The 11,462-nt window shown below is 66.3% G+C and carries 11 protein-coding genes and 1 pseudogene; 2 read left to right on the top strand and 10 right to left on the bottom strand.

What is annotated here, in order from left to right:
• Window positions 1–93: 93 nt before the first annotated feature.
• The 8 genes and pseudogenes from ACVWY3_RS04435 to flgB form a co-directional block, all read right to left on the bottom strand.
• Window positions 94–237: pseudogene (locus ACVWY3_RS04435) on the bottom strand (hypothetical protein); the annotation flags it as partial.
• Entirely contained in the window at window positions 207–1,214 is a 1,008-nt protein-coding gene (locus tag ACVWY3_RS04430) for a PAS domain-containing protein (RefSeq protein WP_456843287.1), read from the bottom strand. The pseudogene ACVWY3_RS04435 and the gene ACVWY3_RS04430, both read right to left, overlap by 31 nt.
• A gap of 343 nt (window positions 1,215–1,557) precedes the next feature.
• On the bottom strand, window positions 1,558–2,637 hold the full coding sequence (flhB, locus tag ACVWY3_RS04425; protein WP_456837358.1) for a flagellar biosynthesis protein FlhB: 1,080 nt from the start codon (window positions 2,635–2,637) through the stop codon (window positions 1,558–1,560).
• A 10-nt stretch (window positions 2,638–2,647) separates the two neighbouring features.
• Window positions 2,648–3,418: a flagellar biosynthetic protein FliR gene (gene fliR, locus ACVWY3_RS04420; RefSeq protein ID WP_456837357.1), complete on the bottom strand. Its 771-nt coding sequence runs from the start codon at window positions 3,416–3,418 to the stop codon at window positions 2,648–2,650.
• 180 nt (window positions 3,419–3,598) lie between these two features.
• Window positions 3,599–3,862 carry a flagellar biosynthesis protein FliQ gene (gene fliQ, locus ACVWY3_RS04415; protein ID WP_011088555.1) on the bottom strand — a complete coding sequence of 88 codons (264 nt, stop codon included), beginning with the start codon at window positions 3,860–3,862 and terminating at the stop codon, window positions 3,599–3,601.
• Window positions 3,863–3,983: 121 nt separating this feature from the next.
• Window positions 3,984–4,292, bottom strand: coding sequence for a flagellar hook-basal body complex protein FliE (fliE, locus tag ACVWY3_RS04410; protein WP_008142413.1), 309 nt, complete (start codon window positions 4,290–4,292; stop codon window positions 3,984–3,986).
• 16 nt (window positions 4,293–4,308) lie between these two features.
• Window positions 4,309–4,734 carry a flagellar basal body rod protein FlgC gene (gene flgC, locus ACVWY3_RS04405; RefSeq protein WP_456837356.1) on the bottom strand — a complete coding sequence of 142 codons (426 nt, stop codon included), beginning with the start codon at window positions 4,732–4,734 and terminating at the stop codon, window positions 4,309–4,311.
• A gap of 18 nt (window positions 4,735–4,752) precedes the next feature.
• Window positions 4,753–5,157: a flagellar basal body rod protein FlgB gene (flgB, locus tag ACVWY3_RS04400; protein WP_456837355.1), complete on the bottom strand. Its 405-nt coding sequence runs from the start codon at window positions 5,155–5,157 to the stop codon at window positions 4,753–4,755.
• Between the two features lie 361 nt (window positions 5,158–5,518).
• Here flgB and ACVWY3_RS04395 point away from each other — a divergent pair, with 361 nt between their 5' ends.
• Window positions 5,519–6,484: a flagellar biosynthetic protein FliO gene (locus tag ACVWY3_RS04395; RefSeq protein WP_456837354.1), complete on the top strand. Its 966-nt coding sequence runs from the start codon at window positions 5,519–5,521 to the stop codon at window positions 6,482–6,484.
• Window positions 6,481–7,239 (top strand): flagellar type III secretion system pore protein FliP, encoded by a 759-nt coding sequence (gene fliP / locus ACVWY3_RS04390; RefSeq protein ID WP_456837353.1) that lies wholly within the window; start codon window positions 6,481–6,483, stop codon window positions 7,237–7,239. Before ACVWY3_RS04395 ends, fliP begins: the two co-directional genes overlap by 4 nt.
• A 173-nt stretch (window positions 7,240–7,412) precedes the next feature.
• Here the strand turns inward: fliP and ACVWY3_RS04385 are convergent, their stop codons facing one another.
• Both ACVWY3_RS04385 and ACVWY3_RS04380 read right to left on the bottom strand, forming a co-directional pair.
• Window positions 7,413–7,649, bottom strand: coding sequence for a hypothetical protein (locus ACVWY3_RS04385; protein WP_456837352.1), 237 nt, complete (start codon window positions 7,647–7,649; stop codon window positions 7,413–7,415).
• A gap of 81 nt (window positions 7,650–7,730) precedes the next feature.
• Complete coding sequence (locus tag ACVWY3_RS04380) at window positions 7,731–11,447, bottom strand: tetratricopeptide repeat protein (RefSeq protein WP_456837351.1); 3,717 nt, start codon at window positions 11,445–11,447, stop codon at window positions 7,731–7,733.
• Window positions 11,448–11,462: the final 15 nt, after the last annotated feature.

Raw genomic sequence — 11,462 nt, 5'->3', positions numbered from 1 at the left:
CATCTTCTGCGACTGGTTGATCTGGTTCTCCAGCGCGCGCCGCTCGGTGGTCTCGAGCATGTGCACGATGGCGGCTTCCGCCTCGTTCTCGGCGGCATCCACGGGCGTGACGAAGAACTGGCCCCAGCGCTCCTTGGTGCCTTCCAGCGCCACCTCGACCGGCGCGATGTCGGCCTGGCCGTCGGCGGCCTGGTTGATGGCGGCGATCAGGAGGTGTGACGGTCGCGCGAATTGACCGCGCGGAAGATCGACTTGGAGGCACTGTCCAAGCCGAGCGCCTGCCCGAGCTTGGCGTAGCGGGCATTCGCCCGCACGACATTTCCGGCGCGATCGACCGTCGCGATCGCCATCGGCGTGTGGTCGAAGAAGCGCATGAAGCGCACTTCGGCGGCACGATCGGGGTCGCTGCGCTCGTCGCGGGCGCGGCTGATGACCAGCGTGCGCGACGGTCCCGGCGCCCCGTTGGCGCCGAAGGCGAGCTTGTGATAGAGCCGCACCGGCATGGTCTTGCCGGTGCGCATGCGCAGGTCGATATCGAAGACTTCCGTCTTCACCTCGCCCGGCACTGCCACGATCGCGGTGAGCAACGAGGCGCCGTCGCCGGAGACAATGTCGGTGAGCTTCAAGCCGCCGGAACCGATCTCGGCAAGGTCGTAGTCGAGCCAGTTCGCCAGCGTCGCGTTGACATAGGCAAGCTCGCCGGCCGGATTGACCGAGAAGAAGCCGCATGGCGCATGATCGAGATATTCGATCGCGTGCTGGAGCTCCTGGAACACGTCCTCCTGGCGCTCGCGGTCGCGGGTGATGTCGGCGATCGACCAGACCGCATATTTCGCCTCGCGCTTGCCGCTGCCGAGCGGGCGTACCCGCATCCGCAGCCAGCGGCCTTGGCTACCCTCATGGCCGGAGATGCGTACCTCTTCCTGCTGCCGCTTGCCTTCGCGGGCAGCCTTCAGCAGGCGGAACACGGCCTCGGAAACGTCGGGGTTGCCGATGAAGACGCGCTCGACGGGCCGCACGTCCTGCGGGCCGGCAGCGCCGGTCAACGTCAGATAGGCCGCATTGGAATAGACGACATGGCCGCGCGGATCGGTGACGGCGAGGCCATCGAAGGCATGATCGGAGATGCGGGCTATGATCGGATCGTCGAGGTTGCGGTCGGCGAAGCGGATGATGCCGGCGGCGAAGGCGAACAGGTTGAACAGGCCGACCATCGCCAGCACGGCGAGGATGCCGAGGATGTAGGGCTGCGCCTGCGCGCGCCCGAGCGTCATCAGTCCGACGGCGACCGCGACGAGACCGGCGGCCACCAGCAGCACCAGCGCAATGCTGCCCGAGCGCGGCGACGGCTCGTGCGCCGTAACGGGCTCGCGTGTGAGGTCGTGGTCGGTCTCAGCAGTCATATCAAGCCGGCGCAGCCTGTCGGCAGAGAATCAACGCGCCTTCGCGCGCGCGGGGCCTTCCCTGCCTCAATCGGACCCGCAGGCGCAAGGGCAGCGGGGGCGAAACGTACGCTGATTCCCAGATTACGGCCATTTCCGGTACTTTTCGGGTATTTTATCCCCGCCCGGCGCCGAATCCGCGCTTCAGCCGCATGACGTAGCCGATGACCTCGGCGACCGCATGGTAGTGCTCGGTCGGGATTTCCTGGTCGATATCGACGGTGGCGTAGAGCGCGCGGGCCAGCGGCACATTCTCGACGATGGGGATATCGTGCTCGCGCGCGATCTCCCGGATCTTGAAGGCGAGGTTGTCGACGCCCTTGGCGACGCAGATCGGCGCCGACATGCCGCGCTCGTAGGACAGCGCCACCGAATAGTGGGTCGGGTTGGTGATGATCACGGAGGCCTTGGGAACCGCCGCCATCATGCGCTTCTTGGAGCGCTGCTGGCGCAATTGCCGGAGCTTGCCCTTGATATGCGGGTCGCCTTCGGACTGTTTGAACTCCTCCTTGATCTCCTGGAGCGACATCTTCTGCCGCTGGAACCAGCTGCGATACTGGAAGAAGTAGTCGCCGATGGCGATGATCGCGAGCGCCGCAACCACCGCGCCGAGCAGATGGACGGTCATGCTGGTGGTGGCGCCCAGCATGGCGGCCGGATCGAGCCTGACCATCGCCTCCATGCGATGGCGCTCCGGCCATAGGACTATGGTCATAACCGCGCCGAGCACGACGAGCTTGCCGAGGCCTTTGAGGAAGTTCGCCGCCGCCTGCTTGCCGAAGATGCGCTTGAACCCCTCGGCTGGCGAGAGCTTGCTGAACTTGGGCTTGAGGGATTCGGCCGACCACACCAGGCGGTGCTGGAGCATGTTGCCGGCAATCGCCGCCAGCACCAGCATCAAGAGCGGCACGCCGACCGCCGCGAGCACGGCGAACTCGATCTGCTGCATCAGCGCGAGCAGATTCCTGCCGTCGGTCTTGATCATCCAGGAATTGGCGAGCAGGTTGCGCATCGGCGTCACCAGCCCGCTGCCGACCGATCCCGAAAAGGTCGAGACCACGAGCGTACCGCCCGCGATCATGAACCAGGTGTTGATCTCCTGGCTTTTCGCAACGTCGCCGCGTTCGAGCGCCTCGTCGAGGCGCTTTTGTGTCGGGTCTTCTGTTTGACTTTCGGGATCGTTGTCTTCCGCCATCGATCCCTCGTTACTTGAGTGGCATCATCTGGTGCATCACACCGATAAAGTAATCCAGATAGGTGCCCATCATCGCGGTGAGCACCACGGCGAGCACCAGGAAGCCGGCGAAGATCGACAGCGGCACGCCGACGAAATAGACCTGCATCTGCGGCATCAGCCGCGCCAGCACACCGAGCCCGATGTTGAACACGAGGCCGAACACCAGGAACGGCCCGGAAAGTTGCAAGCCCAGGCGGAACGCGGCGGCGAAAGCGCGCGTCGCCAGCGAAGCGACATCGCCGCTCGACACGGTCTCGCCCGGCGAGAAGATCGAGTAGCTGTCGTTCAGCGCCGCAATCACGAGATGATGGCTGTCGGTGGCGAACAGCAGCGTGACCCCGAGCATGGTCAGGAAGTTGCCGACCAGCACGCCCTGCTGCCCCTGCGTCGGATCGACCGAGGTGACGAAGCCAAGCCCCATCTGTTGCGCGATGACGGAGCCGGCGACTTGCAGGGCCGACAGCGTCACGCGCGCGGTGGCGCCCAGCACGATGCCGATCACGATCTCATGCAGCATCAGCACCAGAAGCGGCGCGAGCGATCCCATGTCGACGTGATAGGAATTGCGGTGCAACGGCAGAATGATCAGCGTGAGCAGCAGCGCGACCGACAGTTTTATGCGCGTCGGGATGTTGGTCTCGCCGAGGCCGGGCAGCAGCATCACCATCGCACCGACCCGGGCGAAGGCGAGCATGAAGGAGGCGGCGAGCGCCGGCAGCAGCGAGACGTCGATGCGCATAATCGGATGCCTCGGCTCCAACATTCGCACGCCGTGGCGGCAGGCACTTTTGCGAATGTTGGAGCCAAAGAGGCATTCGCAAATATCAATAGCCGTTCGGCTATCGGATTTGACATTCGCCAACGCAGCTCGCGGAGCCCCCAAGGCGAATGTCAATTCCACCGGCCGGCGCATTGTGCCTCAGCCGCCGATGATTCGCGACGAGATCCGCAGCATGTGGGCGTGGAGCGAGTCGGCCATGAACGGCAACGCCAAGAGCATCGTGGCAAAGATGGCCAGGATCTTCGGCACGTAGATCAGCGTCTGTTCCTGGATCTGCGTCAGCGCCTGGAACAGCGAAACGATGACGCCGACCACGAGGCCGACCACCATCAGTGGCGACGACACGATCACGATGGTCCAGATCGCATCACGGGCGACGTCGAGGGTCTCGGGTCCGGTCATTTTGGATTTCTCGCTTCCAGTAATTTCTTCCGTCATTCCGGGGCTCGCGCAGCGAGAGCCCGGAATCTCGAGATTCCGGGTTCGATGTTTCGCACTGCCCCGGGAATGACATGCCCAAAAATCAGATCGGCATCTTCATGATGTCTTCATACGCCGCGATCACGCGATCGCGAACCGAGACCAGCGTGGACACCGCAACGTCGGTGTCGGCGACCGCGGTCACGACATCCATCACATTGGCCTTGCCGGCGGCCATCGCCACCGTCTGCGCGTCGGACTTGCGTCCGGACTCCATGACGCTGCCGACGGCATCTTTCAGCAGCGAGGCAAAGGACTGCCCGCTCGCTTCGCTGCCCTTGCCGGCGCCGCTGTTCTCCAGCACACGGGCGAGGTTGGCGTAGGCATTGGCGGCGATTGTCGGTGATGCCATGGCTCAAATGTCCTGTTCAGCTCTTGAGGATGTCGAGCGTGCGCTGGATCATCCGGCGCGTCGCACTGATGATGTTGAGGTTGGCCTCGTAGGACCGCTGCGCATCGCGCATGTCGGTCATCTCGATCACCGAGTTCACGTTGGGATATTTAACGTTGCCGCTCGCATCCGCCGCCGGATTATTCGGCTCGTATTTGACGCGGAAATTGGACTGGTCGGGCTTGATCTTGCCGAGCGTGACGACCTGCGCGTCGAGCGTGCGGTCGAGCGCGGAGGAGAAGGTCGGCACCTTGCGCCGGTAGGGATCGCCACCGGCCGTTTGCGAGGTCGAGTCCGCGTTCGCGATGTTTTCCGAGATCACCCGCATGCGCCCCGCCTGCGCGCGCAGACCGGAGGTCGCGATCGCCATCGATCGGGCAAAGTCGCTGCTGTCATTCGCCATGATCTGCTTCCTTTAGTGCTAGCCCTTGCCGATCGCGGTCTTGAGCAGATGCAGGCTCTTCGAGTAGAGCGAGGTCGCCGCCGCGTAATCCATCTGGTTGCTGGCGGCCTTCATCATCTCCTCTTCGAGATTGACGGCATTGCCCGCTGGGCGGGTCTCGAAGCCCGCATTCCTGTTCTGGTCGAAGCTGGGGGCCGCGCCTGACGGCGTCATGTGGGAGGGGCTGGTGACGGTCAGCGCCAGCGGACCCATCGAGCCGGTCACCGCGCCTGATTTGTCGAGCTTCGGCTCGACCAGGTCACGTGGCCGGAATTTGGGGGTATCGGAGTTGGAGACGTTCTCGGACAGGACGCGCTGGCGCTCCTGATGCCACTGCATCTTGGTGCGAAGCGCCGACAGCACCGGGAGGTCGTTGATGGACATCGTTGCGGCTCCTTCCGCCGTCGGACGTGTGTCCGAAGCTAGGCAGAATTTGCCGCGTGTATGGTTAACAGGTGGTTAAGGATGCCGGGGACGCCTGACGCTCGCTTGTCCCTTGCCGGGACACGAATTTGGTGCCTCCGTGATTCTACGTTCCCAAAAGTGGCATTAACCCAACCGCTTGGCGGGGGCGCACACAGGCCAAGAAGTCGTTTTGGATCGGGCGATTCATGGGTTATTAAGAGTTGGGGACGGCAAAACTTGCCGTGGGACGTTAAGAGATCGCAGTTTTGGGGCATCCTACGCCGGTGGTTGGCGCATCTGACCATGGGCGCAAGAAAAGCGCCATTTGTCGGGGACAAGTATGCAAGGCAGCCCTATCACCTTCATCCTCGCGTTCATCGTCGTTCTGGCGTTGATCGGCGTCGCTGCATGGCTGGTGCGCCGATTCGCCGGCAACCGGCTCGGCGCCAACACCCAGCGCGGCAGGATGCCCCGGCTCGCCGTGATCGATGCTGCCGCGGTCGACGGCCGGCGCCGCCTGGTGCTGGTCCGGCGCGACAATGTCGAGCACCTCCTGATGATCGGCGGCCCGACCGACATCGTCGTCGAACCCAACATCGTTCGCGCGGCATCCGGCCGCGACCAGCTCCCGCAGCGTTCCAACGCCGAACCGCCCCGCCTCGCCCCGATGCCGGATGCCGGCGGCTGGACCGATGAGGCTCCGCGGCCCGAACTGCTCGATCATCCCGAGCCGCAAATGCCCGAGCCGCCGCCGCGACCCGCGCGCCCATCCTTTGCCGACGAAGTGCGCCGGCCAGCGCCCGCTTTGGCCGAACGCCGCAGCGAGCCGTCGCTGCCCGGCTTTCCGCCGGAGCCGATCGCCCCGCGTCCCGAGCGCGAGTCGCGTCCCGAGCCGCCGCCGCCGCGCATTGCCCGCAGCGAGCCACCGCTGATGCCGCGTCCGCCCCGCCAGAGCGAGCCCGTGAAAGTGCCGCCGGTCCGCGCCGAGCGTCCGGCCGCACCGCCGCCGCCCGTGCCGCAGGCGCCGCCCGTTCCGCCGCCGGCCCCCGCCGCTGCGCCCTCGAGCGCCGAGCAGAATCTCGCCGAGATGGCGCAGCGTCTCGAAGCTGCGCTGCGCCGACCGGCCGGCGAGACCGTCGCGCCTCCGGTTGCGCCCGAGCCGTCCGCGCCGCCCCTGCGCGCAGCCCGCGGCGAGCCGCCGGCGCCACCGGTCCCGTCACCGAAGCCGGCCGCGGAGAAGACCAGCTTTGAAAATCTCGAAGACGAGATGGCCTCCCTGCTCGGCCGTCCGAAGCCGTCTTCGTGAGGCTGCCGGCCCTTCCGCGTAGAGTTGTTTTTCTTTCTGTCCTGATCGGCGCGGCTTCGCTCGCGATGCCTGCCTATGCGCAGGACATCAGCATCAATCTCGGCGGCGGTGCTGGCGGCGGCGGCGTTACCGAGCGCGCGATCCAGCTCATTGCGCTGCTCACGGTGCTGTCGATCGCGCCGTCGATCCTGATCATGATGACGTCGTTCACGCGCATCGTGGTGGTGCTGTCGCTGCTGCGCACCGCAATGGGCACGGCGACCGCGCCGCCGAACTCGGTGATCATTGCGCTGGCGATGTTCCTCACCTTCTTCGTGATGGGACCGGTGCTGCAGAAGTCCTACGACGAGGGCATCCGCCCGCTCGTTGCCAATCAGGTCAGCGTCGAGGATGCGCTCCAGCGCGCCGCCGTCCCCTTGCGCGGCTTCATGCAGAAGAACGTGCGCGAGAAGGACCTCAAACTGTTCCTCGATCTCTCCGGCGAACCGCCGCCCGCCACCCCGGACGAGCTCGCACTTCGCATCCTCATCCCCGCCTTCATGATCTCCGAGCTGAAACGCGCCTTCGAGATCGGCTTCCTGCTGTTCCTCCCGTTCCTGATCATCGACCTCGTCGTCGCCTCCGTGCTGATGTCGATGGGCATGATGATGCTGCCTCCGGCGACGATCTCGCTGCCGTTCAAGCTGATCTTCTTCGTGCTGGTCGACGGCTGGTCGCTGGTGGCTGGGAGCCTGGTGCAGAGTTACGGGGGATAGCGGGAGCGGCTTCCGCTGTCATGCCGTGCGCAATTCCGCACGGAGGTGGGCATCCAGTACGCCGCCGCTTCTCGAGTCAATCACGGCCGTCTCGGAGTACTGGATCGCCCGCCGTCGCGGACGATGACACCGAGAATGTGGGGCACGGTGAGACGACGCCTACGGTTCGCGCCCTACCCCTTCACGTCATACTGCTTGCTGAGGTGATCGCCGATCTGCACCAGCATGGCAACGCTTTCGGGGAAGCCTGGCCGCTCTCGCGTCGCCTGATCGGCGTCGGCGCGGAACTCCCAGCTGTCGCCGTCGCGGACGATGGAGATGGCGAGGTCGTCCGGGCCATCGGCATGGGTCCTCAACTCGGCCCGCGCCATGGCGATGAGTTCGGCTTCGGTCTTGGCAGGCTTGCTCATTTCAACGCTCTCCCGGCATGCAGGGGTACAAGTTGCCGCCTTGCGCGGCACCTGTCGAGAGGCAGAGAGGTAGCAGGGTTCCTAGCGCGTCATCTTGATCTGCCGCACGACAGGGATCGTGGGCAGCGAGCCGGTGTGGTCGTTCTCGTCATGGGCCTGCGGCGCGGCCGGCGCGCGGGCGGTGGCGTCCGGGAAACGCTGCTTCATCTCGCGCAGGAAACCGTCGAGCGTGTCGACGCTGGCCGCTAACTTGGCGATCTCGGCGAATTCGGCGCTGGAGGCCGCGGCCGGCCTGCTGGCGATGTCGAAGGCGACGCGGTCGGCGCTCTCGCTCATCAGCGGTGCGTATTTCTCGCGGAAGCGCGACAGGCCGATCGAATCGTCGGCGAGCGCATAGCCGACGGCGGCGCGGATGATGTCGCTCTTCTCCACCGCATTGAGCGGCTTGAAATCGCGGAAGCGGTCGCCGTAGTAGAGCTCGATCTGCTCGGCGGACTCGCGCCAGCGCCGCGCCGCCCAGAAGATGTCGGAGCGAAGGCGCAGCACCTCGCGCCCGGAGACGTTGGAGACGATGTCGAGCGCGAGATCGTGACGGCCGACGTCGCTCTGCGCCCGCGCTTCCAGCAACAGGCGCTGCTGCCGCAGTTCGCCGGAGAGATCGCTGATGCGGCTCGCGCGCAGCGCCGTGATCGCCATGTCGGGCTTGCGGTTGGCGAGATAGATCATGGACAGGCGCGCGGCGACCTGCGCACGGGCAGCCCCTTCGAGGCGGTGGTCGACCTGGTATTGCAGCAGCTCGGCAGCCTGGTCGAGCAGGTCGATCGAGGCGAGACGATCGGCGAGCCGGCGGATCAGTTCGTCGCCGCGGCGGCCGATCGGCGTCAGCTCGCGGAACTCGTAGAACATCCCGAGCGCCTCGACCGGCGGCAGTTCGTCGCCCTTCGGCCCCAGGAAGATCTGCGTGAACAGGTCGGAGGCGAGGTCCTGCGCCTGCCGCGAGGCTTCCGCGTTCGGCTGGAGCTTCGTCGCGGTGCGCGCCGCGGCGAGCGCGTCCCGATAGCGCCCGCTCTCGGCATACATCTTCGACAGCATCTGGAGCGTCTTGACCTCGATCGAGTCACCGCGCCAGGTCATCGACAGCGTCTCGAGATCGCGCAGCGCGTCTTCCTTGCTGATCTCGTCGCGCTTTTGGAGCAGCGCCACTTCGAGCTGCTTGGCCTCGGCGGCCGCCTGGCGGTCGTTCGAGGCCACCGCGAATTTGTAGTCGTCGAGCGCGTCCTTGTCGTGGCCGAGCGCCTCTGCGAGCCGGCCGCGCAGCACGGCAAAGCCGGGCGCCGCCTCGGGCGGCACACCGACCACCTCGATCTCGCCGCGACGCTTGGAGGCGCCGGCATAGTCCCTCACCTCGAGCGCAGCGCGCATGGCCTCCATCGTCACGATGCGCTGGATGTCGAGCGGCAGCGAGGCGATGGCGAATTCGACATTCTTGAATTTCTCGCGGGCGTCCGCCCATTTGCCCTGGCGCGCATAGGCGAGCGCTTTCCAGAGCTGGGAATCGTGGCTGTTGCCGATCACGGGATTGGCGAGGTCCTTCAGGCCCTGCGCCGGCCGGCCGATCAGGATGCTCGCGATCGCATGCATGATCAGCGCGCCGCTCTCCTCCTTGTTGAGGGGATCGCTCAGCATCACGTCGGTCACGGACTTGGCTTCGTGGTACATGGCGCGCGACATGTAGAACTGCGCAAGGTCGAGCCGCGGCAACGAACGCTGCCCCGGCTCGACCGCCGAGATCGCCGTGACCAGATCGCTCTGGCGCGTCCAGAAATTCTCCGACTGGCCCTTGCGCCAGCCCTCGGGGCTGAAGATCGGACGCACCGCGGTCGGCGCGCGCTCGGCCGAGATGTCGACCGGCGAGAGCGTCAATCCGCCCTTCTTGCCGAGGATGACCTTGTCGGACCCCACCTCGACGCCGACCTCGTCGGAGTTCGGACGGATCGCGATGCCGTGCGCGGATTCAAGCAGCGAGAGATCGACGAGATCCTGCCGCTTGATGAAGCCGCGCACCGGGCGCTGCGCGGTGACCACATAGAGCGTGTCGCCCGCATCGGGATCGGTCAGCTTGTGCAGGAGGCCCGGATTGGCGAAGGGGATCGCGATGTTGGCGAGCGCGGGATCGGTGATGTTGCGCGACATCATCAGCGGCAGCGGCGTCGCCGGGATCTTGTCGGCGAGCGTGAGCAGCCAGTTGGTCTCCTTGCCGACCTCCTCGCTGGTCAGCGAATAGACCAGCGGCCGGGTGAGACGAATGCGGACCGCCTGCCCCTTGTCGAGCGGCACGCGGCCGACCTCGCCGATCATCGCGCCGCCCCTGGTGCGGATCGCCTCGACATCGATCGGCTTCGGCGTGTCGAACACCAGCCAGACCGTGTCGCCGCGACGGAACGCCGCCGCAGCCGTTGCGACCTGAATCGGGAACGTCACGCGCAGCCCGTCGCTGTCGCGGCGCGCATCGACGCTGGCAGTCGCGAGCTGCGGCGCGGCGGGCGCCTCGGCAGGTGCAGCCTTGACCGGCTCCTTCGCGACCTCCTTGGGCGCTTCGGTAACCTCCGCCTTTGCGGGCGCAGCTGGAGCTTCGGCGGCGGGTGGCGCGGGCTTCGGAGCTTCCCTCACGATGGGCGCTTCCGCTGCGTGCGCGGCTTGAACCGCGGGAGCAGCCGCCGGCTTCGGCGCTTCGACGGGCAGCATCGCCGCGGGCGCTTCCGGCTTCACCTCGGGCTTCACCTCGATCTTGGCTTCGCGCGCGATCGTCTCCGATGTCGGCGGCGCGATCTCGCGATGGGCCTCTTTCGGCTTCTCGGCTACAGGCTTTTCCGGCGCAGGCGCCGGTCCATGCCCTTGCGCCCCAGGCTTGGCCTGCGCGATCACGGACTCCGCGGTCGCCGCGGTCTTGCCCTTCTCCGGCTGGAACGAGATGTCGACGACGTAATTCTTGTCGTCGCGGAAGGAGTGCACGTCGGAATCGCCGATCAGCGCGATCTCGACATTGGTCTGGTCGATGTCGGCCTTCTGCTTGATCGAGGCGACGTTCGGCGGTGCCGCGACGACGGCGTCCGCAAGATCGAAATTCAGGTTGGCATTGAAGGCGAGCGTGAGCTTCTGCTCGTTGAGCACGGAGGAGACGCCGACGCCGTCGGGCATCTCGAACACGAAGCGCACGAAGGTCGGCTGCACCGAGGCGCGCACGCGGATCTGCGGACGCTTCTTGCTGTCGGCCGCGGCCCGCTGCGCACGCAGGGCGCGCTCGGCCACGCGCGCGCGCTCGGCGAGTTCCTTGACCACCTCCATCGGCAGGCTCGGCGGCGGTCCCTTCCAGCCCTCGGGCAGGAGATCGATGAAGGTGCGCTCGCCGGCATTCATGGTGTTGACGGTGACGCGCCGCGCCAGCGACAGGCGGATGGCGCTGCCATCAGGATCGCGCCGGGCGGAATTGACGTAGTCGGGCGCGCCTTCGGGAACGCGGTCGACCGGAACGTCGACCGGCCGGTCGAACCGCACGATGAGGATGGAGCCTGCGGTCGTCACCTCGGAGGGAACGTCCTCGCCGAGCTTGATCACCAGACGGGCAAAGCCGCCACCCGCCGAGAAGGTCGCCTCGCCCCGGATCGGATCGGCGGCCCGGGCCATGCCGCCGCAGCCGATCGCCAGGCAGACCACCAGCACCGGCGCCTTGCGGACATGACGCGACAGCCCTCGCGCCACAGCGCGGGCTCGCGACAACAATCCAGCCTCTCGCGCCATGGGCGGCATGTCTTC

This window comes from Bradyrhizobium sp. USDA 4486, from assembly GCF_054057995.1.
Note: the sequence above shows the minus strand (reverse complement) of the source record. Positions and strands in the feature narration are given on the sequence as shown.